This is a genomic window from Xanthobacter lutulentifluminis, from assembly GCF_043194675.2.
Taxonomy (GTDB): domain Bacteria; phylum Pseudomonadota; class Alphaproteobacteria; order Rhizobiales; family Xanthobacteraceae; genus Xanthobacter.
The window spans coordinates 2,664,869-2,687,109 of sequence record NZ_CM195525.1; the positions used below are offsets into that span (position 1 = coordinate 2,664,869).

The 22,241-nt window shown below is 66.2% G+C and carries 22 protein-coding genes and 1 riboswitch; of the genes, 12 read left to right on the forward strand and 10 right to left on the reverse strand.

Annotation, left to right across the window (positions count from 1 at the left end; genetic code table 11):
• Nucleotides 1-55: 55 nt before the first annotated feature.
• Nucleotides 56-1,090, reverse strand: coding sequence for an aspartate-semialdehyde dehydrogenase (locus tag V5F49_RS12195; protein ID WP_394115545.1), 1,035 nt, complete (start codon nt 1,088-1,090; stop codon nt 56-58).
• Between the two features lie 265 nt (nt 1,091-1,355).
• Here V5F49_RS12195 and V5F49_RS12200 point away from each other — a divergent pair, with 265 nt between their 5' ends.
• The 3 genes from V5F49_RS12200 to cysW all read left to right on the forward strand — a co-directional run bounded on the left by V5F49_RS12200 (nt 1,356) and on the right by cysW (nt 3,667).
• Nucleotides 1,356-1,691, forward strand: a complete 336-nt coding sequence (locus tag V5F49_RS12200) for a hypothetical protein (protein ID WP_394115544.1) — start codon at nt 1,356-1,358, stop codon at nt 1,689-1,691.
• A gap of 238 nt (nt 1,692-1,929) precedes the next feature.
• Nucleotides 1,930-2,793: a sulfate ABC transporter permease subunit CysT gene (cysT, locus tag V5F49_RS12205; RefSeq protein ID WP_394115543.1), complete on the forward strand. Its 864-nt coding sequence runs from the start codon at nt 1,930-1,932 to the stop codon at nt 2,791-2,793.
• A 1-nt stretch (nt 2,794) separates the two neighbouring features.
• A complete protein-coding gene (gene cysW / locus V5F49_RS12210) occupies nt 2,795-3,667 on the forward strand; it encodes a sulfate ABC transporter permease subunit CysW (protein ID WP_394115542.1) in 873 nt (290 codons plus the stop codon).
• A gap of 187 nt (nt 3,668-3,854) precedes the next feature.
• Here the strand turns inward: cysW and V5F49_RS12215 are convergent, their stop codons facing one another.
• The 5 genes from V5F49_RS12215 to V5F49_RS12235 all read right to left on the reverse strand — a co-directional run bounded on the left by V5F49_RS12215 (nt 3,855) and on the right by V5F49_RS12235 (nt 6,935).
• Nucleotides 3,855-4,181 (reverse strand): lipopolysaccharide assembly protein LapA domain-containing protein, encoded by a 327-nt coding sequence (locus V5F49_RS12215; RefSeq protein WP_394115541.1) that lies wholly within the window; start codon nt 4,179-4,181, stop codon nt 3,855-3,857.
• 7 nt (nt 4,182-4,188) lie between these two features.
• A complete protein-coding gene (ihfB, locus tag V5F49_RS12220) occupies nt 4,189-4,473 on the reverse strand; it encodes an integration host factor subunit beta (RefSeq protein ID WP_024277130.1) in 285 nt (94 codons plus the stop codon).
• Between the two features lie 111 nt (nt 4,474-4,584).
• On the reverse strand, nt 4,585-5,556 hold the full coding sequence (sppA, locus tag V5F49_RS12225; RefSeq protein ID WP_394115540.1) for a signal peptide peptidase SppA: 972 nt from the start codon (nt 5,554-5,556) through the stop codon (nt 4,585-4,587).
• Nucleotides 5,557-5,709: 153 nt separating this feature from the next.
• Nucleotides 5,710-6,150, reverse strand: a complete 441-nt coding sequence (locus V5F49_RS12230) for an NUDIX domain-containing protein (RefSeq protein WP_394115539.1) — start codon at nt 6,148-6,150, stop codon at nt 5,710-5,712.
• Between the two features lie 167 nt (nt 6,151-6,317).
• Nucleotides 6,318-6,935 (reverse strand): glutathione S-transferase family protein, encoded by a 618-nt coding sequence (locus V5F49_RS12235; protein ID WP_394115538.1) that lies wholly within the window; start codon nt 6,933-6,935, stop codon nt 6,318-6,320.
• Nucleotides 6,936-7,021: 86 nt separating this feature from the next.
• Nucleotides 7,022-7,121, forward strand: a riboswitch (TPP riboswitch).
• Between V5F49_RS12235 and thiO the strand changes: the two genes are divergently transcribed.
• From thiO to V5F49_RS12260, 5 genes are all read left to right on the forward strand, one after another.
• Nucleotides 7,110-8,312 carry a glycine oxidase ThiO gene (gene thiO, locus V5F49_RS12240; RefSeq protein WP_394115537.1) on the forward strand — a complete coding sequence of 401 codons (1,203 nt, stop codon included), beginning with the start codon at nt 7,110-7,112 and terminating at the stop codon, nt 8,310-8,312. Its footprint overlaps the riboswitch before it by 12 nt.
• A gap of 5 nt (nt 8,313-8,317) precedes the next feature.
• Nucleotides 8,318-8,530 (forward strand): sulfur carrier protein ThiS, encoded by a 213-nt coding sequence (gene thiS / locus V5F49_RS12245; protein ID WP_394115536.1) that lies wholly within the window; start codon nt 8,318-8,320, stop codon nt 8,528-8,530.
• Nucleotides 8,531-8,797: 267 nt separating this feature from the next.
• Nucleotides 8,798-9,577: a thiazole synthase gene (locus V5F49_RS12250; RefSeq protein WP_394115535.1), complete on the forward strand. Its 780-nt coding sequence runs from the start codon at nt 8,798-8,800 to the stop codon at nt 9,575-9,577.
• A gap of 16 nt (nt 9,578-9,593) precedes the next feature.
• Nucleotides 9,594-10,229: a thiamine phosphate synthase gene (locus V5F49_RS12255; protein WP_394115534.1), complete on the forward strand. Its 636-nt coding sequence runs from the start codon at nt 9,594-9,596 to the stop codon at nt 10,227-10,229.
• A gap of 130 nt (nt 10,230-10,359) precedes the next feature.
• Complete coding sequence (locus V5F49_RS12260; RefSeq protein ID WP_394115533.1) at nt 10,360-11,097, forward strand: carbonic anhydrase; 738 nt, start codon at nt 10,360-10,362, stop codon at nt 11,095-11,097.
• Between the two features lie 166 nt (nt 11,098-11,263).
• Here V5F49_RS12260 and rpsA read toward each other — a convergent pair whose 3' ends face one another.
• From rpsA to V5F49_RS12280, 4 genes are all read right to left on the reverse strand, one after another.
• Entirely contained in the window at nt 11,264-12,967 is a 1,704-nt protein-coding gene (rpsA, locus tag V5F49_RS12265; protein ID WP_394115532.1) for a 30S ribosomal protein S1, read from the reverse strand.
• 386 nt (nt 12,968-13,353) lie between these two features.
• Nucleotides 13,354-13,821 carry a universal stress protein gene (locus tag V5F49_RS12270; protein WP_394115531.1) on the reverse strand — a complete coding sequence of 156 codons (468 nt, stop codon included), beginning with the start codon at nt 13,819-13,821 and terminating at the stop codon, nt 13,354-13,356.
• Between the two features lie 106 nt (nt 13,822-13,927).
• Entirely contained in the window at nt 13,928-15,394 is a 1,467-nt protein-coding gene (locus V5F49_RS12275; protein WP_394115530.1) for a M48 family metalloprotease, read from the reverse strand.
• A 98-nt stretch (nt 15,395-15,492) separates the two neighbouring features.
• Nucleotides 15,493-16,545: a hypothetical protein gene (locus V5F49_RS12280; protein WP_394115529.1), complete on the reverse strand. Its 1,053-nt coding sequence runs from the start codon at nt 16,543-16,545 to the stop codon at nt 15,493-15,495.
• Between the two features lie 626 nt (nt 16,546-17,171).
• Here V5F49_RS12280 and V5F49_RS12285 point away from each other — a divergent pair.
• The 4 genes from V5F49_RS12285 to V5F49_RS12300 all read left to right on the forward strand — a co-directional run bounded on the left by V5F49_RS12285 (nt 17,172) and on the right by V5F49_RS12300 (nt 21,941).
• Nucleotides 17,172-17,450, forward strand: coding sequence for a CopG family ribbon-helix-helix protein (locus V5F49_RS12285; RefSeq protein ID WP_394115528.1), 279 nt, complete (start codon nt 17,172-17,174; stop codon nt 17,448-17,450).
• Nucleotides 17,438-17,746, forward strand: coding sequence for a type II toxin-antitoxin system RelE/ParE family toxin (locus tag V5F49_RS12290; RefSeq protein WP_394115527.1), 309 nt, complete (start codon nt 17,438-17,440; stop codon nt 17,744-17,746). The genes V5F49_RS12285 and V5F49_RS12290 overlap by 13 nt, the downstream gene beginning before the upstream one ends.
• Before the next feature lie 190 nt (nt 17,747-17,936).
• On the forward strand, nt 17,937-19,010 hold the full coding sequence (locus V5F49_RS12295; RefSeq protein ID WP_394115526.1) for a DUF4238 domain-containing protein: 1,074 nt from the start codon (nt 17,937-17,939) through the stop codon (nt 19,008-19,010).
• A 633-nt stretch (nt 19,011-19,643) separates the two neighbouring features.
• A complete protein-coding gene (locus V5F49_RS12300) occupies nt 19,644-21,941 on the forward strand; it encodes a hypothetical protein (protein ID WP_394115525.1) in 2,298 nt (765 codons plus the stop codon).
• The last annotated feature ends 300 nt before the right edge of the window (nt 21,942-22,241 follow it).

Here is a 22,241-nt window from a genome sequence, read left to right on the forward strand (position 1 = left end):
CGCAAACGGCCCTCCGCGGGGGAGGGCCGTTCGTGTCGGTTTGCCCGGACGCCGGTCAGGCGGCGCGTGAGCGGGCGGTGATGAGCTTGCGGTTCACCAGCACCTCGGCGATCTGCACCGCGTTCAGCGCCGCGCCCTTGCGCAGGTTGTCCGACACGCACCAGAAGGCGATGCCGTTGTCGACGGTCGGGTCGTCGCGCAGGCGCGAGATGAAGGTCGCGTCCTCGCCGGCGGCCTCGTGGGGGGTGGCGTAGCCGCCCGGCTCACGGGTGTCGATGACGAGGATGCCGGGGGCCTCGCGCAGGATCTTGCGCGCGTCCTCGGCCGAGAGCTCCTTCTCGAACTCCACGTTCACTGCCTCGGAATGGGAGATGAAGACCGGCACGCGGACGCAGGTGGCCGTGAGCTTGATCTTGGGGTCGAGAATCTTCTTGGTCTCGGCCACCATCTTCCACTCTTCCTTGGTGAAACCGTCGTCCATGAAGACGTCGATCTGCGGAATGAGATTGAAGGCGATGCGCTTCGGGAACTTCTTCGGCTCCACCGGATCGGAGACGAAGATGGCGCGGGTCTGGGTGAACAGCTCGTCCATGGCGTCCTTGCCGGCGCCGGAGACGGACTGGTAGGTGGAGACCACCACGCGCTTGATGGTCGCCGCGTCATGCAGCGGCTTCAGCGCCACCACCAGCTGCGCCGTGGAGCAGTTGGGATTGGCGATGATGTTCTTCTTCGAGAAGCCGGTGATGGCGTCCGCGTTCACTTCCGGAACGATGAGCGGCACGTCGGGGTCCATGCGCCACTGCGACGAGTTGTCGATGACGACGCAGCCCTGCGCGCCGATCTTGGGCGACCACTCCTTCGACACGGACCCGCCGGCCGACATCAGGCAGATGTCGGTGTCGGAGAAGTCGTAGGTCTCCAGCGCCTTCACCTTCAGGGTTTTGTCACCGTAAGAGACCTCGACGCCCTGCGACTTGCGCGAGGCGAGCGCCACAACCTCATCCGCGGGGAAGCCCCGCTCGGAGAGGATCGAGAGGATCTCCCGGCCCACGTTGCCCGTGGCGCCGACGACGGCGACCTTGTAACCCATGATATTCCTCGGGATCTGCCGGCCCTTGGTGACCGGAGGGGAGCTTTTAGGCCGAATGGTCCGTCCATGCAAAGGATGATTCGCGCGCCCGCCCGCGCAGATGCGCCCCCGGGGCTTTGCCGGGCGACGGACTGTTGCGCCAGCGCAACGCGTCGGAGGCGTTGCGGGGGGAACATCCTCCTGCCGGGTCGCGTTTTCTTGCACGGGCGCGGAGAGTGTCCTAATTGAGGCAGGGGCGGCCGCTATGCCGTTTCGGGAGGTTGCCATGCGTTTCGCGCCGTACATCACCTTCGCTGCTGCGTTCCGGGTGGCGCTCGCGGTGACGTCCGCCGTGGCCGTGACGGGTGTCGTCTCCCTCGCGTCGGCGGACCACGCCGAAGCCCAGACCACCGTGAAGAAGCGCAACCGCGTCGAGATCACCCGCCGCTCCTATCTGGACCCCGGCAATGTGGTGAAGCCCGGCTCGCGCTCCTACCTCGACTATGCGCTGCCGCCGGGCTGGTTCTATCCGGGCTACGGCCAGGGCGGCGCGGCCGGTCCCGGTCCCATCACCGGCATCCGCTGGCCGCTGCCGGGTCAGTTCGACCTGCCGGGCTTCTGAGCCCGGCTCCCGCGGGAGGGAAGAGGGCCGCCGGCGCGGCCCTTTTTTGTGTCCGCAATCAACGTGCATGTCGTGTGGTTTCGTTTTTACCCGCCGCCGGCATGACATTTCGCGTCATCCACGCCATAACGTTTCCTCGCCCCGCGGCCGTGCCGCGACCGAACGTGCCGACCGGCCCGTTCCCTCGCCCGCCGGTCCGGCCATGGCGGGGGAGGCGGGGCCCGACAGGACCGCCGATATGTTCCCCCGTACCGCCTCGCCCGCCGGCGTCGGCCGCACCCCGCGCAGCGTCATTCCCGGCTTCCGCCTGTCGCTGGGCCTGACGCTGCTCTATCTCGGCCTGATCGTGCTGCTGCCCCTCGGGGCGCTGGTGCTGAAGGCGGCGGACGTGGGCCTCGCGCGCTATTTCGCCATCATGACCTCGCCGCGCACCCTGGCCTCGTTCCAGGTGACGCTGACCACCGCGGCCGCTGCCGCCCTGTTCAATGCGGTGTACGGCCTCGGCCTCGCCTGGGTGCTGGTGCGCTACGAGTTTCCCGGCAAGCGGCTGCTCGATGCGCTGGTGGACGTGCCCTTCGCCCTGCCGACGGCGGTCGCTGGCCTCGCCCTCACCACCCTGTTCGCCAAGAACGGCTGGTTCGGCGCGCCGCTGGCGCAGTGGGGCATCCAGGTGGCCTATGCGCCGGCCGGCATCGCCTGCGCCATGGCGTTCACCTCCATCCCGTTCGTGGTGCGCACCGTGCAGCCGGTGCTGGAGGACATGGAGCCGGAGCTGGAGGAGGCGGCGGCGACACTCGGCGCCTCGGACCTCACCATCTTCCGGTCGGTGATCTTCCCCACCATCTTCCCGGCCTTCCTCGCCGGCGTCTCCCTTGCCTTCGCCCGCTCGCTGGGGGAGTTCGGCGCGGTGGTGTTCATCGCCGGCAACCAGCCGTTCCGCACCGAGATCGTGGCGCTGCTCACCTTCATCCGGCTGGAGGAATATGACTATGCGGCCGCCGCCGCCATCGCGGTGACCATGCTGGCGCTCGCCTTCGCGATGCTGCTGGTGGTGAATGCGGTGCAGGCCTGGCACCAGCGCTACGCCATGGGGGAGGGCTGACATGGCCGCTCCCCTCAATCGCCGCCGGGTGCGGGTCGGCGACGGCCGGGCGACGCGCACGGTGCTGCTCGCGCTGGTGCTCGGCGCCACGGCGGTGGCGCTCATCGCGCCCCTCTCGGTGATCTTCGCGGAAGCCTTCGCGCGCGGCCTTCCGGCCTATCTCGATGCGCTCGTGCGCGCTGACACGCTGCACGCCATCTATCTCACCGTGGTGGTGGCGCTGGTGTGCGTGCCGGTAAACATCGCCTTCGGCATCGCCGCCGCCTGGGCCGTCACCAAGTTCACCTTCCCCGGCCGCAACGTGCTCCTGGCGCTGGTGGAGCTGCCGTTCTCGGTGTCGCCCATCGTGGCCGGCGTCGCCTACCTGTTCGTCTATGGCGCGCAGGGCCTGTTCGGCCCGTGGCTCGAGGCGCACGACATCAAGGTGATGTTCGCGGTGCCGGGCATCATCCTCGCGAGCCTGTTCGTCACCGCCCCGTTCGTGGTGCGCGAGCTGGTGCCGCTGATGATGGCGCAGGGCCGCGACGAGGAGGAGGCGGCGGTGAGCCTTGGCGCCTCGGGCTTCGACGTGCTGCGCCTCGTCACTCTGCCCAACGTGCGGTTCGCGCTGCTCTACGGCGCGGCCCTGTGCAACGCGCGGGTGATGGGCGAGTTCGGGGCGGTATCGGTGGTATCGGGCAACATCCGCGGCAAGACGTCCACCCTGCCGCTGCAGATCGAGCTGCTCTACCAGGACAGCCACGTGCTCGCCGCCTTCGCCGCCGCGACTGTTCTGGCGGGCGTCGCGCTGTTCACGCTGGTGGCGAAGTATCTGATCGAGCGTGCCGAGCGCATCCGGGAGGAGCGGGCTCCGGCTCGGCGGCCGGGTCACTGATCGCCCGTCTCGGCCGAGCCGGACGCGGAGCGCCGCCGCCTCACGGGCCGAAAACTCCCTCTGGTGAAGGCACGATGCGGTCCATGGCCGGAAGCCAGCGGCCCGCACGCTGTCGCGGCACCCGCCGGTGGCGCTCCGAGGCGGACCGGCGCAGGTGGATCAACGCAGGTGGATCAGCGCAGGTGGATCAGCGCGGCGCGGGCAGGCTCAGGCCGGCGACGGCCGGCGAGGCGGGGGGAGCCGCGGCGGCGGCCTGCTTCAGCGCCTTGCGGGCGGCACGCGCTTCCCGGCGCGCCCGGCCTTGACGCACCCAGACCACCGTTCCGCCGGCGATGACGCCGACGATCAGCGCGCCGAACACCACCGCGAACAGCGGCAGGCTCACCGCCAGGGCCGGCGCCTCGGGGTTGAACGGGTCGAGGGAGAGCGTCACCGGCTTGCGGTTCGCCACCGCCAGCGCCACCGCCAGGATGGAGAGCGGCAGGCCGATGAGGAGGGTGAGGAAGCGTCCCACGGCGGGCCTACTTTCCGGTGTTGAGACGCTCGCGCATCTCCTTGCCGGTCTTGAAATAGGGCACGGTCTTCTCGGAGACGTCCACCTGCTTGCCGGTGCGCGGGTTGCGGCCGACACGGGCGTCGCGCTTCTTCACCGAGAAGGCGCCGAAGCCGCGCAGCTCCACCCGGTCGCCGCGCTCCAGCGCGGAGGCGATCTGCTCCAGGATGGCGTTGACGATGTTTTCCACGTCCCGCTGGTAGAGGTGCGGGTTCGCCTCGGCGATCTTCTGGACGAGCTCGGACTTGATCATGGTGGCAGCTTTTCCCTCGAGAACCGTCCGCAGAACCCCGGCCCGGAGTGTTGCCCCGGACGCGGCGGGCGCGTTTATTGCTGAAACGCCAAGCTCTTAGGAGAGCATTTATCACCCACCGGTGCGAGGGTGCCAGAGGGCCAGAAGACCGTCAAGCTGGGTGCTTTCCAGAGCGCTGCGGGCGGCATCGGTCAGAAGGGCGGCGGCCTGCGGGAAGCCGAGGGCCGCCACCGCTCCGCGCACCGCGCCCATGAGCCAGCCGAACTCGTCGCCCACCTCGCGGCTGCGCCAGGCGCGCACGCGCACCGTCTCCGGGATGCCCTTCTCGCGGGCGAGCCAGGCGCGGGCGGTGCGCTCGTCACCCAGCTCGTCCACCAGCTGCAGCTCCAGGCCCTGGTGGCCGGTGAACACGCGGCCATCGGCCACCTGCGTCAGCCTGTCGTCGGAGAGCTTGCGGCGCTCGCCCACCAGCCCCCTGAACCAGGCGTAGCTGTCGCGCACCAGCGAATCCACCGCGGCGCGGGCCTCCGGCGTGGTAGGCGTGTAGGGGTTGGGCGAGGCCTTGAGGGGCGAGGACTTGATGTCCTCCACCGTCACGCCCACGCTTTTGAGCAGGTCGGTGACGTTGGGATACTGGTAGATGACGCCCACCGAACCCACCAGCGCGTTGCGGCGGGCCACGATGTGGTCGGCGCCGAGCGCCGCGATATAGGCGCCGGAGGCGGCGATGCCCTCCACCACCGCCACCACGGGCTTCTTCTCCGCGAGGCGGCGCAGCGCGTCATAGAGCTGCTCGGAGCCGGTGACCGTGCCCCCGGGGCTGTCGATGGAGAGGATGACCGCCCGGGCGCGCGAGCGGCCGATCTCCTCCAGCAGCTCCACCCGCTCGCGATCGTTGCGGATGATGCCGCCGATGGTGACGCGGGCGATGTGCGGCGAGCTCGACGGCACGCCGCCGCCGACCACCGCGCCCACGCCCACCGCCACCGCGGCGATGACGGCGAGCACGCCGAGCGTGCGCCAGAAGGTGATCTTCCGCCGCAGCCGGCGGCGTTCGACGATCTGTTCGGCGTCGAGCGACATGACGGGCCTCCTTGGCGCGGGTGTTCGCGGCGAACCGGGGCGCGGGGCGCCCGCGCCGGGCGGACGGGATGATGGGCCGGACTTAAGCAGGCGCCGCCGCCTTGGCAAGGCGTACGTCCGGACAGCGCCGCCGCGGGTGCATCCCGGGCAGGCTCACCACATGTCGCTTGCCGGCGCGCCGCGCCATTCGGCCAGACGGCGCATGGTGGCGGGGGAAACGTCCTCCGGCAAGGCGTCGGGCGCGAAGAAGCCGGTGGCGAGGATTTCGAGGTTCCGCTCCGGACGCGGGCCGATGGCCAGGCGCTCGGCGCGGAACAGCACCACATGGTCGCGCCCGCCCACGCGCGGATTGAAATAGACGCCGGCGAGGCTGAGCGGCCCCTCGGCCTCCACGTTCGCCTCCTCGCGCAGCTCGCGGCGGGCGGCGGTCTCCGCGCTCTCGCCCAGATCCACGCCGCCGCCGGGCAGGTGCCAGCCGGCCACATAGGAATGGCGTACCAGCAGCACCCGCCCCGCGCCATCGAGGGCAAGCACGCGCACGCCGAGCGTCATGCCGTGGCGGACGCGGCGCAGGAAGGAGAACACCGGACGCATGACGCGAGCATAGCTGAAGCGGACGGCCCCGCCATGTATCCGTGATGCATCCGTGGCAGGCGGAGCCGGCGCTTCCGCATTTCCATCGATGCACGCAAATGCCACCCGGGGCTTGCGATCCGCCTCCTCGCTCGCGCAGTCCGGCATCGGCCCCGTTCGGAAAGGCTCTAGCTGGCAGTCGGGGCGGCGGCGAGCGTCTCCGCCTCGATGGCCTCGGCCCGCCGGAAGGCCGGGCGGGCGGCGAGGCGCGCCACGTAGTCGGCCATGCGGGGGGTTGGCTCGACCGCCTTGAGCAGGTGGATGCCGTACCACAGGTCGAGGCCGAGCATGGCGTCGGCGGCGGAAAAGCGATCGCCCAGCAGCCAGGGGCCGTTGGCAAGCGACTGGTCGATCACATCCATCACCAGATCGAAGCTGCCCCAGCCGGCCGAGACCTTGGGCAGGTTCACCCCCGCCATGCGCTGCACATAGGCCGCCTCGACGCAGCCGGAGGAGAAGAACAGGAGCGTGAGATAGCGCGCGCGCAGCGGATCGCCCACCGGCGGGGCGAGATGGGGCGCCTTTTCCGCCACATAGGCGCAGATGGCGCCGCTTTCGCTCACATGGGCGTCGCCGTCCGCCAGCGCCGGCACCTTGCCCATGGGATTGATGCGGCGGAACGCCTGCGTGTCCTGCGCTCCGGCGCGGATGTCCACCAGCTCGAGCTCGTAGGGCAGGCCCGCCTCCTCCAGCAGCCACAGGATGCGGAAGGCGCGCGTGCGCGGCGCCCAATAGAGCTTCAGCATGAGGTCTCCTCCGTGTTCCGGGCGGCGGGACGCGGCCCGATGATTTGCCGGGATGCTTGCGATCCGGTGCAAGGCATGGATAATACCAGAACGGCCTGGGGTGCCACGCATCATGCGCGGCTGAGATCACACCCATCGAACCTGTCTGGATCATGCCAGCGTAGGGAGATGCCGATGAGCGAGAGCTTGTCGTCCGTTCTGTCACCGTCTTCCACATCCTCCGGCGTCGCTGCGGCGGGGAAGGCGCGTCCGCGCGTCGCCATCGTCGGCGGCGGGGTCATCGGCCTTGCGCTGGCCTGGCGCCTTGCGGAGGCGGGCTGCCCGGTGGAGCTGTTCGACGCCGGCGCCGTGGGGCAGGGCGCGAGCCGCGCCGCCGCCGGCATGCTCGCCGCCTGCGCCGAGGCCGAGCCGGGGGAGGAGGGCCTGCTCGCCCTCAACCGCGCCAGCCAGACCCTGTGGCCGGCCTTCGCCGCCGGGCTGGAGGCGGCCTCCGGGCAGAGCGTGGACCTGCGCACCGAGGGCACCCTCACCATCGCCCTCACCGCCGACGACCTTGCGCGGCTCAAGCATCTGTTCGCCTTCCAGACCGGCCTCGGCCTCCCGGTGGAATGGCTCTCGGCCGCCGAGGTGCGCCGGCGCGAGCCCTATCTCGCGCCGCGCCTCGCCGGCGGCATCTTCACGCCGGAAGACCATCAGGTGGACAACCGCAAGGTGGCCGCGGCGCTCGACGTGGCCGCCCGCAAGGCCGGCGCGCGCATCTTCGAGCACACCCCGGTGGCGCGGGTGGAGACGGCCGGAGGCCGCGTGCGCGGCGTTCTCGCGGGGGAGACGCTGCATCCCGCCGACGTGGTGGTGCTGGCCGCCGGCGCCTGGAGCCGGGGGGTGGACATCGCCCCCGCCGCGCCGCTGCCGGTGCGCCCCATCAAGGGGCAGATGCTGGCGCTGCGCATGGACCCGGCCGCGCCGATTCTCTCCCACGTGCTGTGGGCGCCGAGCGCCTATCTGGTTCCGCGCCGCGACGGCCGCCTCATCATCGGCGCCACCACCGAGGAGAAGGGCTTCGACCCGGACCTGACCGCCGGCGGCCAGCTGGCGCTGCTCACCAATGCGTGGCGCGCCTTGCCGACGCTGGAGGAGCTGTCGATCCTCGAGCAGTGGGTCGGCTTCCGGCCCGGCAGCCGCGATGACGCACCCATTCTCGGTCCCAGCGGCGAGGTGGACGGTCTGGTCCATGCCACCGGCCACCATCGCAACGGCATCCTGCTGCTGCCGGTGACCACCGACGTGATTGCCGACTACGTCCTGAACGGCCGCATGGCTCAGGTGGCCGCCCCGTTCGGGCCGGACCGCTTCCGCCCGCGCGCGGCGGCGGAGTGAGACCCATGGACACGCTGCCGCTCAAGGTGAATGGCGCCGCCGAGACCCATGCTGCGGCGAGCGTGGCCGACCTGCTGCGCGCCAAGGGCCTCGATCCCGAGCGCAAGGGCATCGCCGTCGCCGTCAACGGCGCTGTGGTTCCCCGCCGCACCTGGGCCGAGGCGCCGCTCGCCGCCGGTGACGCGGTGGAGATCATCGAGGCCAAGCAGGGCGGGTGAGCGCCCCGGCAAAGGGCGGGTGCAAGGGCGGCTGGCCGCCCCGCCTGCATCTGCCGGCGTCGGGCCAACGGCGCCGTACCCGAAGGTCCGGCGGTGCCGGCGTCGGGATCGGAGCAGGCGTTCGGGCAGCCGGAAGGTCCGGCGTCGCCTTGCCTCAGGACAGGGACCACCGCCGCCCCGCATCCGGCGGCACCAACAGGGCGCCCGCGCCGGCGCCGGGGAAGAAACACCGGAAAGGCGCCGCATCGTGCGCCGGGAAGAAGCAGAATGACCGCATCGTCCGATCCCCTCGTCATCGCCGGGCGCAGCTTCACGTCGCGCCTGTTCCTGGGCACGGCGGGCTATCCCAACCAGAAGGTGTTCCTGGATGCGCTGGAGGCCTCCGGGTCCGAAATGGCCACCGCCTCCATCCGCCGCATCAGCCTCGCCGGCTATGAGGAGAGCCTGACGGACCTCCTCTCGGGTCGCGTCCACATCCTGCCCAACACCGCCGGCTGCCAGACCGCGAAGGATGCCGTGCTCACCGCCGAGCTGGCGCGCGAGGCGCTGGAGACGGACTGGGTGAAGCTGGAGGTCATCGGCGACCGCGAGCTGCTCTATCCCAATGTGGAAGAGCTGCTGCAGGCCACCGAAGACCTGGTGGCGCGCGGCTTCGTGGTGCTGCCCTACTGCAACGATGATCCCGTCACCTGCCAGAAGCTGGCCGATCTCGGCGCCGCCACGGTGATGCCGCTCGGCTCCATGATCGGCACCGGCCTCGGGATCGCCAACCCGCACATGATCGAGCTGATCTGCGCCCGCTCGCCGGTGCCGGTGGTGCTGGATGCCGGCATCGGCACCGCCTCCGATGCCGCGCTCGCCATGGAGCTGGGCTGTTCGGCGGTGCTGCTCAACACCGCCGTGTCCAAGGCCCATGATCCGGTGCGGATGGCGGCCGCGTTCCGTCACGCCGTGGAAGGCGGCCGCCTCGCCCGCCTGTCCGGCCGCATTCCCAAGAAGCTGCACGCCGAGGCTTCCAGCCCCGAATTCGGGCTGGTGGGGAGCTGAGGCGGGGCGCCGGGCCGTGCCCCGCCTGCCAGATCCGCCGCTCCTCGTCATCACCGATCGCACGCAGGCGCGGGGCGATCTGGCGGACGTGGTTGCGGCGGCCTGCGCCGGCGGCTGCCGCTGGCTGAGCCTGCGCGAGAAGGATCTTGCCCCCGAGGCGCAGATCGCCCTGTTCGCGCGCCTGCGGGACGCGGCCCGTCCGTTCGGCGCCATCCTGACCCTTCACGGCCCGGCGGGTCTCGCCCGCGCTGCCGGCGCCGATGGCGTCCATCTGCCCGATGGCGCGGACGCACGCGCGGCGCGGGCGCTGCTGGGGCCTGACGCGCTGGTGGGCCTGTCCATCCACGCCGTGGCGGATGCGGCGCGGGTGGATGCGGCGGATGTGGACTACATCACCGCCAGCCCGGTATTCCTCACCGCCTCCAAGCCCGGCTACGGCCCGGCCCTTGGGCCGCAGGGCCTCGCCGCCTTCATTGCCGCCGCCCCGGTGCCGGTGATCGCGCTCGGCGGGGTGGACGCGACCACTGCCGCGCTCTGCCGGCAGGCAGGAGCGGCCGGGCTCGCGGTGATGGGGCCGGTGATGCGGGCGGAGGATCCGGCGGCGCAGCTGGCAGGGCTGGTCGCGGCTTGGAATACCGTCCAACAGGGCTGAGTCCCGCTGCTGGCGGTCCCCTCTGCGAGGTTCATGCAAGCAAGGCGCGCCAAAATGCGGTGCTGCATTGATGCGTCACGCCGATTTGCTAGCGTCTCGCCACCGGACGGTTCGAGTCTAGGGGGAAAACATGAAATTCAATCGTCGTTCGTTGCTCGCCGGGCTTGCCTTGTGCCCGCTCTGCGCCGGGGCCGCCCGCGCAGCCGGCGCCCACTGGAGCTATGAGGGCCACGGCGGGCCCGAGGAATGGGGCACGCTGGAAACCGAATTCAAGGCCTGCTCGCTCGGCAACCAGCAATCGCCCATCAATCTTGAGGGCTCGGTGCAGGCGGCCGGCTCCGGGCCGAAGCTGTCGTGGAAGCCGGAGGCGTTCACCGTGGTCAACAACGGCCACACCATCCAGGCCAACGCCGGGGCGGACGCCGGCACCGCGCGCATGGGCGACAAGACGTACGCCCTGCGCCAGTTCCACTTCCACGCGCCGAGCGAGCACGCCGTCAACGGCCAGCGCACGGCCATGGAAGCGCATTTCGTCCATGCCGCTCCGGATGGCAGCCTCCTGGTGGCGGGCGTGTTCATGGTGCCCGGCAAGGCCAACGCGGCGTTTTCCACGGTGATGGCCGCGGCGGCCAAGGGCGACGGCAAGGCGGAGCTCGATCCGAGCGCCTTCCTGCCGGCCTCCTCGGCGACCTACCGCTATGAAGGCTCGCTCACCACGCCGCCCTGCTCGGAAGTGGTGGACTGGAACGTGTTCGCCGAGCCGATCCAGGTGGCGGAGGCGGACATCGCGGCCTTCCGCGCCATCTTCCCCATGAATGCCCGGCCGCTCCAGGCGGTGAACCGGCGGTTCCTGCTGCGGCTGAACTGAGGCCCGCGCCCCGGCCCCGCCGGCCGACGGACCCACGAAACGGACGGCCCCACGAAACGGACGGGCACACGAAACGGACGGGCACACGAAAAAAGGGCCGGTGCAGCGCACCGGCCCTTTCCTTTTGCTGAAGGGATCTCCCGCCCGGCCGGGGCCGGCGTGGCGATCAGTCTTCCTTGTCGGCCTCGGCGCGCTGCTTGAGCGCGGCGCCCAGGATGTCGCCGAGCGAAGCGCCCGAATCCTGCGAGCCGAACTGGGCCACGGCCTCACGCTCCTCGGCGATTTCCATCGCCTTGACGGAGACCTGCACCTTGCGCGCCTTGCGGTCGAACAGGGTGACGCGGGCATCCAGCTTGTCGCCCACCGAGAAGCGCTCGGGGCGCTGGTCGTTGCGGTCGCGGGCGAGCTCGGAGCGCTTGATGAAGGCCGAGAGGTCGGTGCCGGTCAGCTTCACCTCGATGCCGCCGTCCTTCACGTCGGTGACTTCGCAGGTAACGACAGCGCCCTTGCGGACATCGCCAGCCTCGGCGAAGGGATCGCCGGCCAGCTGCTTGATGCCGAGGGAGATGCGCTCCTTCTCGACGTCCACGTCGAGCACCACGGCCTTGACCATGTCGCCCTTGCGGTACTCGTCGATCACCTGCTCGCCCGGACGGTTCCAGTCGAGGTCGGAGAGGTGGACCATGCCGTCCACGTCGCCGTCGAGGCCGAGGAACAGGCCGAACTCGGTCTTGTTCTTGACCTCGCCTTCCACCACCGCGCCGGGGGCATACTTCTCGGCGAAGGCCTCCCAGGGGTTCTGGAGGGTCTGCTTGAGGCCGAGGGAGATGCGGCGCTTGGCCGAATCCACTTCCAGCACCTGAACCTCGACCTCCTGGGAGGTGGAGACGATCTTGCCGGGGTGGACGTTCTTCTTGGTCCACGACATCTCGGAGACGTGGATGAGGCCCTCGATGCCGGGCTCCAGCTCCACGAACGCGCCGTAGTCGGTGATGTTGGTGACGCGACCCTTGAAGCGGGCCTCCACCGGATACTTGGCCTCGATGCCCTCCCAGGGATCGCCCAGAAGCTGCTTCATGCCGAGCGAGATGCGGTGGGTCTCGTGGTTGATCTTGATGATCTTGACCTTCACCGTCTGGCCGATGTTGAGCACCTCGGTCGGGTGGTTCACGCGGCGCCAGGCGATGTCGGTGACGTGCAGCAGGCCGTCGATGCCGCCGAGGTCAACGAACGCACCGTAATCGGTGATGTTCTTCACCACGCCGTCGATGGCCTGGCCTTCCTCGAGGTTCTGCACCAGCTCGTGGCGCTGCTCGGCGCGGGTCTCTTCCAGCACGGTGCGGCGGGAGACCACGATGTTGCCGCGGCGGCGGTCCATCTTGAGGATCTGGAACGGCTGCTGGTTGTGCATCAGCGGGCCGACGTCGCGGATCGGGCGGATGTCCACCTGCGAACGCGGCAGGAAGGCCACGGCGCCGTCGAGGTCGACGGTGAAGCCGCCCTTGACCTGGTTGAAGATCACGCCGAAGACCTTCTCGTTGGCCGTGAAGGCCTTCTCGAGCTTGATCCAGCTCTCCTCGCGGCGCGCCTTGTCGCGCGAGAGGACGGCTTCGCCCATGGCGTTCTCGACGCGCTCGAGATAGACCTCGACCTCGTCGCCCACCTTGATGGCGCTCTCGCGGCCCGGGCCGGCGAACTCGCGCAGGGCCACGCGGCCTTCCGTCTTCAGGCCGATGTCGATGATCGCCAGATCCTTCTCGATGGCGACCACGATGCCCTTGACGACGGCACCCTCGTTCACGTCGGCGCGGCCGAAGCTCTCGTCGAGCAGGGCGGCGAAATCCTCACGGGTGGTTTCTACGGCGGACATTCACACTCCAGACTTCAGTTGCGCCGGCGTCTCGCGTTGCGAGGCCCGCAGCCGCTCGGGGTGTCCGCCGTTCCAATGGAAACGGCGAACGGCCGCCGGCAAGACCGGCGGGCCGGCGCTGAGCCGGGCGGTACGGGCATAGGAAATTCGGTGTCGCGATGCGCGCTCAGCGAAAGCCAGGGCGGGCTGCCTCCGACGAAAGGGGTCGCGTATCCCGCGTTACCCCGGCCCGCCCGGGCGGCTCCCACCTTTTGGGGAGCGCGGCTCGGACCGGGCTCAGATAGTCCAGCAGGTCCTGAAAAGCAAGGCCCCGCGCCCCGCGGCGCGCATCTTCCGCCGCGCCCGCGGCGACGGGACGGTAGCGGGCGAAGGCGGCGGGCCGGGACTCAGGCGGCGGAGGCCGCCGCGTTCGCCGGCGCCCGCACCACCAGCACGGGTAGGCTGGAGTGGTTGAGCACCTCCAGCGTGTCGCTGCCCAGCACCAGCGCCGACAGGCTGCTGTGTCCGTGCGACCCCATCACGATGAGGTCGCAGCCGTGCCGCGTGGCCGTGGCGACGATGGCCTCATGGGGCAGGTTCGCCTCCACCTGCACCTGCGCCGCCTCCACGCCGCGGACCGCCGCCTTCTGGGCCGCGGCGGCAAGGATGCCGTCGGCGCGGTGCTTCATGTGGCGGGCATATTCCTCCTCAGTGTCGGCGATCTCCTCGGCATCGGTGGTGAGCAGGTGGAACGGCTCGAACACGGTCATGATCACGAGGCGCGCACGCAGGGCGGCGGCGAGATCGACGGCCTGATCCACCGCGAGGCCGGACAAGGCCGAGCCGTCGGTGGCGACGAGGATGTTGCGGTACATCGTCTCCTCCCCTTCCGGGAGGCGGCATCATAGCAGGGGGCCGGGCGCGGCCCGCTTGCGGGCGATCAACTTCCCGCGTGGTCGCGCCGCGCCGGCGCGCGCCCGCTCATTCGGCGATGATCTTGACCCTGTCGCCGTACTTCAGCCGGGCGTTGGGCTCGAGACCGTTCAGGATCAGGAAGCGCTCCACCTGCCGGTCGGGCACCTGCATGCGGGCGGCAAGCTTGTCCGCCCCGTCGCCGAGGCCGACCTGGACGATGCGAACGCGCAGCGGCTTCACCGTCTCCGCCTCGCCGGAGGAGACGCGGCGGAAGGTGTCGGCGGCGGTGCGGAACTGCTTGTCCAGCTCCGGGGTCAGCTCGCGGGCGGCGAAGATCAGCCGGTAGACATCCGAGCCGAAGCGGATGGCGAACATGCGGAACGACCACTGGTCGCCGCGCGCGATGGCGGTGGCGGCGGTGAAGCCGTTCACCGTGAGGGTCTCCACCGTGTTGATCTCCACCCCCTCGACCCAGCCGGAGGAGAGATACTGCGCCAGCGACTGGTCGGGCGCGACGCGCACCGCATCGAGCCGCAGCGCCTCGCGCCCGGTGGAGGTAGCGCCCAGCACCGCCTGGGAGGTGTTCTCCAGCGAGAAGCCCTCGGGCGCGGTGAAGGTGAAGCCCAGCTTGGGATGGAAGAAGCGCCGCCCGCGGACGAAGCCTTCCTTGGGATCGTCGCCATAGACCATGCCGTCGATGGCGGTGAGATAGGCGGTGCGGTCGCGCTCGCCGTCGGTGGCCTTGCCGCCCTCCGCATACTGGCGGGCGTTGGCGATGGCGATGGAGATGCGTTCCGGCGTGGCCGGATGGGAGGAGAGGAAGTCCATGTCCGGCGTGGTGGAGGACGAGCCGGACAGGGCCGCGCTCTTCATGTCGCCGAATCGGCCCATGTCGGTCAGGAAGCGCGAGGCGCCATAGGGATCGAAGCCCGCGCGCGCGGCGATGCCCACGCCGATGGCGTCCGCCTCCAGCTCCTGCCCGCGGGAGAACGAGGCCAGCGTGCGCCGGCTCTTCTGCATGGCCAGCGCGCCGAGGTCGGGATCGTTCACCACGTCGGAGATGACCCGGCTCACCAGCACCGCCTGCTTCACCTGATCCTCGCGGATGGTGGCATGGCGGGCGATGACGTGGGCCATCTCGTGCGCCAGCACGGAGGACAGCTCGGACGTGTCGTTGGCGAGCGCCAGGAGCCCGCGCGTGACGTACAGCGAGCCGTCCGGCAGGGCGAAGGCGTTGATGGCGGGCGAGTTCAGCACCGTCACGCGGTATTTCAGGTCCGGCCGCTCGGAGGCGGCGACCAGGCGCTCCACCACCTGCTGGATCAGCGCCTTGAGCTCGCGGTCGTCATAGGCGCCGCCATAGCTCGCCACCAGCCGTTCATGCTCGCGTCGCTGGGCCGGCGACATGTCGGCGAACTCGGAGGCGGCGGAGGCGGAGGTGAGCGGGACGCTCGCTTGGTCGAGGTCGATGCCGGCGCAGGCGCCGAGCCAGAGCGGCAGCAGCAGCGGCGCCAGCCAGGCAAGGGCACGCATGCGCGCGCGCCGCGCACGCCCGTCCGCCAGTCGCCTTGCCGCACCCCCTCCGGGGCCTTGCTGCCTCGCCTCGTGCACCCGCACCTCGCGCACCCGTTTCACTCGCCGCCGCGGCGCCGGCGGGACGCGCCCGCATCGGAAAGCCGCGAGATCTCCCCTGCCTGCCGTACCGTGATGGCAGGCCCGCCATCGGTACGGACAACGCCGCGCACCCGCATCAGGGTGCCGCGCAACAGGGCCGGATCGAGGCTATCGCCCAAGATTGTGGCGAAATCCTCCCTCGCGATCATGACTGTGAAATCTTGCCGCCAGCTTGCGCCGAAATTCAGGTAGATCCGCTCCCGGGTTCCGCCGGCGGCAAGCACCCGTCCCTCTGCTACGGTGAACAGGCCGGCGTGGATCGCCATGGCGGCCTCGTCGTTGGCCGGAGCGATCGCCCCCGTCGCCGCCCACAGGCCGCGCCGCGCCGTCCGGGCCGCATCCTCCGCCGCCATCCGCTCCGCCCGGCAGGCCGCATCGCCCGCCGCCGGGCGCGCATAGCCGGCGCCCGCCCGCAGCAGCACCACGGCAAGGTCCTCGCTCGCGCTCGCGCCCGGACAGCGCGCAACCGCCGCCGCCGCCCGCCGTCCGTGGCGGTCGGTCGGGCCATCCGCGAGGCGCACCGCGCATCCGTCCAGCGCTGCGGACCCGGCCCGCGCCGCGGCCTGTGCCATCTGGGCGTCGGCCGAGAGGCGCGAGGGCAGGGCGATGCCCTCCGGCACCAGCCGGCGGCCGTCGGAAAGCGCCAGCGCGCCGGCCTCGGTCCACGCCGCGGGCACCCAGGCACCGGCAACCGGGGCGGGCGAGGTCGCGCTCGTGGACATCTCGCCCGTCACCGGGCACGGGGCGGCGCTTTCGGTCGCGGGCGGTGCGGCAAAACCCGGGGTCGCGCAAACGAGCAGCGCAGCGAGAAGGCCGACGGCTCCAGCGGCAGAAGCGGCGCGCATCGCCGGCGCCGGCCGCCGCGCCGGCGTGCAATCGGGCCTTGCGGGTGCAATCGTGTCCGGACAGATGGTCTCGCGGCGGCTTGCCGCCCCCGGCGGGACAATGGACCGCGCCGTCCCTTTCGCGCGGCGGGGCGCCTGATGGCGTGCCGCGCCACCGAGGGGCACTCCCCCTGCACCGGACGTTCCCGCCACCCACGCCGCCCCGGTGGGCCCGTCCCGATCCTGCCGCCTGTGCCACATGCCGCAAGGATACCGAAAGCCGGCGCCGGCCTGAAGTCCGGGCCGATCAACTGTGCTTACACGATCTTTCCACCACCCTCCGCCCCACCCTTTCCACCAGCCCGCGCACGTTCTAGAAGGAGGGCGTGTCCCGGTAGCTCAGCAGGATAGAGCAGCGGTTTCCTAAACCGCAGGTCAGTGGTTCGATTTTCGCCCGACATCTCTCATAATAGGTTGATATTACTGCTTATTTCTAAGCATCGCGCTCTGGCGGATTTGTTGAATCTTATTTCGGGTAACGCCAGGGTAACACGCGGACCTCGCTGGAGCCTTGCCGTGCTGGCGCCAACCGGAGATGCCGCAAGAGCGGTGGTGAATGCCGGCCGCTCTTGACCTTCCCATTTGGAACAATGGGTCCCTCCAAGACACTCCCCTCCAAGAAACCAAGGAAGCAGGAGGTGGAGCCTCAACGGCAGGCCCATCCAAACCCGGCAAAGGGTATTCGCGGTGGACAACAGGGATCGAGCGGCTACAGTAGCGAGAGGTAATACCTTTGACTATGAGGCCTGCGCATGGCAACGGCAACATCCATCAAACTCGACGACGAGTTGAAAGGGCGCATCCAGCGGCTCGCCGAAGTCCGCCGACGCTCGTCCCATTGGATCATGCGGGAAGCGATTGCACAGTACGTGGAGCGCGAGGAAAAGCGCGAGGCCCTGCGACAGGACACCCTCAAGGCATGGGACGAGTTCCAGACGACAGGTCTGCACGCGAGTGCCGAGGACGTCGAAAAATGGTTGTCGAGTTGGGGAAGTGAAAGCGAGCTGCCGGCGCCTCAATGCCGCAAGTGAGATTTTCCCCGGCCGCGATCCGCGACCTTGAACGGCTGCGGGTGTTTCTGAAGCCCAAGAATCCGATGGCTGCGAAGAGAGCCGGTCAGGCCATCATAGACGGAGTGCGTGCCCTTGGTGCGCATCCACACATGGGCCGAACGATCGACGGTCTTCCCGAGCAGTTCCGGGACTGGCTCATCCCCTTTGGTGATAGCGGCTATGTCGCTCGTTACCACTTCGGTGGCGATGGGGTGACGATCCTTCTCGTGCGACACCAGAAGGAGATGGAGTGGAGCGACAAGGGCGAGGAGTGAGCTTTGGGCGCACTTCCCTTCAAGCTCCCTTCTTTTAACGAACTGCATGACGGGTCCGGGCACACGCTCCGCCATTTGCTCGGGCGTGATGCCGCAATCAGAGTCCGCTTTCCATCGGTCATAGGTCGGCGCAACCTTCTCAATCGAAGCATCTAGCGGGGCCTATCGGCAGAGGACGAGGAACGCGGACATGTCAGGTCGAAAGCAGCACTACATTCCGCAGATGCTTCTAAAAGGTTTTTCGAGCGCGGGGATTGGAAAGAAAAGAAAAGTTTTTGTATATAAAAAAGGACAATCTCCCTTTTCTGTTCCGACCGATGGAATAGCAGCGGAAAGAGAATTCTATTCGTCGTTAGGAAATGACGCAAATGAGAGCCTCGACGACACGATAACGCGCTATGAGCAGGAAAAGCTAAGTGTCGCACTATCTACAATGCGATCTACTGTCGACGGAGCTTCGATTGACCGTGATCTTGCTTCAGAAGCGGTAAATCACCTAACCATACGAAACGCACAGTTCCGCAATTTTGCCGGCCACGCTATGGCTCGCACCCTTTCCAACTTCGCGGATAGCATGGCAACCCAAGCGGAAGCTCGGAGCCTGCTTGGTTTGGCTGGGCCAGAGGTCGGTTTCCACGTTCGGGAAGCCGTCGAGGAATTCTGGAAAGAACACGAGCGGGAGCTGCGTGAGAGAGGATTCAAGGAGGAAGGTTTTGTTGAGTTTGCAGCTGACCTAGCTAAGGCGGAGTTCCCTCAACTTCACCTAAATTTGTTGTCGATGGTTTCGTCCGTTGTGAACGCGGTAGCGCCCAACATTCCGCAAGTAGCGGCAAGGGGTCATAGAAAGGCGCTTATGCAAGGGGTTGCTCCCCAAATACGAACAAGTAAACTAACAGAATTCGAATGGCAAGTCCGTGACACTCCCAACCTCATACTTAGTGATTGTATTGCAATCGCATATTCCAAAAATGATTGGTTGCCGCTCACACTCGTGGGAACCGAGGGCGTTGAAAGCATATTTTTTCCGGTTAATTCACAACGAGCAGTCATTGGGTTTCGCAGCGTTCCCGATGTTCCAATTGACCCCCGGAAAGAACTGGCGCGTTGTGCATGGGATTTCATTATAGCTCCGAGCAATTCCAACGAGCTAGAGAACCTCTCTGCCATAATCGGTTCAGTGGCATTTGATATAATTGAAAAAATTTCCGCCGCTTCAATGCAGGAAGCGAAAAATAGCGACGGTAAGAAGAAGAAAAGAGGTTGAGAAGGCCACGATATCAGCCCACTGGCGCGAAATGCGTAATGCCAACTAGAAGAATAACTTGGACAGATTCCACAAAATCACACCATTGAACTAATAGGCGGTAACGAAAATAAGATTCGACTTTGACTTTTTCTAAAAATGGGTCCCTTATGAGCACTCTCCGCCCAATAAACCAAGGAAGCGGGTGGTGGCCTTTCGCATAGGGTCCCATCCGGCACCAAGCAGCAAGCTCGCCTCGGATTGGGTGCGGCCTCCGCTGCCTGCGGCTGGATCAGCTCCCAGCGCAGGGTTAATGGCGCAGGCTCCGAGAGCGATTTCCCATCGAATTCAAGGCGCTACCAAAAATATGTTTACCAAGGCGATGCAACCATAAGGAACGAAATTCATTTCAAAAGAAAAGTCTCTTTGATTATCAATGGCTTATGAAGATTGCCTCTTGACCCGGGCCTCGGATCGAGATATAAAAGTAGCGTTCATGAACAGAACTCACCAAGTCAACGCGGTCGCCATATTGGGCCGCGAACGACGATATTTGTCTAATTCATAAAAAAGGAAATTGAATTGAAGTTTAGGTATATTGATAAGCCGGCAGGTTCTGGAAAGACACGATTTGTACGAGCCGAGATCGGCGAGATGGTTCGTTGGGATCACAAGGTGCTTTTGGTTCAGCCGAGCAAGGCTTTGATTAATCAGACATACGACGATCTGGTTGATGCATGTGGGAAGGCATTTCCCGTCACGAAAATCCACGAGGACACCACGAGCGGAACCAATGTCGCATCGGCGATCGTGAGGCACTTCAAGGCCGCCGATCAAAGGGGGCAGGTGCTTCTGATCACGCATGCCGCCTTCGACATGGTGCCTCACTTTCATCGCGCAGACACTTGGGACCTCATTTTCGATGAGTGCCCTAAAGTGGAAGAGGCGTTCAATCTGAACGTGCCCGAAGAGCATGGGTTTTTGACGGATCACGTGGAGCTTTACGGAAATGGTATTTTTGCACCGTTGACTGTGAATGGCAGGCGTTCCTTGGAGACGATCGTCAAGAAAGGAGGGGAAGATGACGTTCTGAAGGTCTTTCGTGACGTGGCAAAGCGACTGATGTCCAAGGGATGGACCTCGTTCGCGAAGCGCGATCATTTTAACAACATTCTGGAAAAGAACGGGAAGACGAAGACTCTCTCGGTCTATGCCGTTCGCAACACGAGCGTCATGAGTAAGTTCAAGACGTGTACGGTGCTTTCCGCGCGTTTCAAGGAAACGTTTTTCTATCTCATTCTTTCCAATCGAGGCGTTGATTTCGTCGAGTATGGCGGCCGCTGTTATGCATCTATGCGCAATGATCCCGAAGTCGGTTTCGATTTCGATCAACACCAAAATGGGCATCTACTGGAGATTCACTATCTACCGATCGAGCGATTTTCCAAAGGCATCATCAAGCGATATCCCGAGCTGATCGACGCTCTTATGGCCTATGCGATCGAGCGCTTCAAAAGGCAGGAATTTATCTTTCAGTCAAATAAGATGATCGATGGAAAGGAGATGGACACATCCGCTCTCGTTGCGGCCGGCGGCAAGAAGTTGGGAGGGACAGTCCACGGGCTCAACTGCTACAGCCACATAGACAATGCGTTCATATTTCCGGCCCTGAACCCGAATGATAATCATAAGAATTTTCTTCGATATCTTGGGCTCTCCAATCCCGAAATCGATGTCGGCATGCATTGCAACGGCATCTATCAGGCCCTTATGCGATCGTCCTTGAGAGATGCGAAATCGACGACGAAGAAGATGGTGATCGTTCCGGATAAACGAGTTGCAGATTGGTTGGCCGAGGTCTTTCAGGGCGCTACCCTCGTTAGTATCGATATACCACTACCTAAGGGAATCGGAAAGAGAGGCAGGCCAAGGCAGCATGTCGATGCGACCGATAGAAAGAGAGCGCAGAGGGAACGAGACAAAATCAGGAAACAGGATAGCGCACCTGTAGAAGATAACGCTTTCTTCCCCAATATGACATGTCACGAAAACTCTATAAGAGGAGATAACGTGACATCGAATGAATCAATCATTTATAAGATGAATTGGTATGAGGCGTTGAAAACGACAGGTGCAAACCATGTTATCACCTTCAATACGATTGGAGATGTCGTCACCTTCATGAAGGATGCGCACGGCCAACGTTACGCGAAAAAAGAAGATACGCCCCTATACAACTTTACGTTGTTCAAGAACTCGTTGGAGGAAGCAAGGCGCACCGTCAACGCCATTGGTTCCCGGGTGCTCATTCTTGACAATGACAGTGGCGGCCTATCGTGGAGCGATTTTGCGGACATTTTCGGAAGCGCAAAAATGATTATATCCAATACATTTAGCTCGACTCCGGATCGAGAAAAATGGCGCGCAATTGTGTTTCTATCTAGGGTTGTGTCGCCCGAGGAATATCGTCGTCTCTACAAGGCGATCTTGATGGAAGTCGAGGATCTGGGATACGCCAACCACGGCTTCGATCGCTCGGGGCAATCCATCGTGCACGTCTACTATCTGCCATGCCAAGCCGATGAAGGGGAATCCTTCTTCGAGGGCTTAACGGGCGATGATCGCCAGCTCATGGATGTCGATCATTGGCTAGAAATGGTGCCTCACCATGTGTCTTCTCCTCCTCTAGTTCCCTTGCTCATCGAAGGCGAGGACTGGCCTCCCGAGATCACTGAAGCGGTCAAAGAGGCGGTGGCAATATTCGATAAGACTGGCACTCGTGCACGCCATGGCGATGATGCGATTTCGGGCCTTGCAAAAGACCTGTTGAAGCTCGGGTTGCCAGCGGAGGAAGCGAAGCCAATCTTGGACGAAGCCGCAGACAGAACCACGTCGCCTGCGCATCGTCGCAAACAGGTCGAGCGCTTCATAAAGGGCTGGCCCAACGGCTGAGGATGGACGATCTCTGATAGGATATATCAGGGACGAAACAGAGAGGGGATTGGGGCTGACTTCTCCCTACGTCCCCTTTCGATATGTTCGATCCGGCGGAGCACCAAGATCGGCTTCTTGGGCTTCCGGCGTCGGGTGGAGGAGGCCATCGACGAATGGGAGACCATCGGTGGCGTTCCTGTAGAAGGCGACAGAGGCTTGTTCAGGTTCGGTTGCGCCGAATGGAACAGCGGGGTGCCAGAGGAGGAGGTGGAGACCTTGTTGATAGCCAGCGCCGAGCAGGCTCACAGCGCCGACGAT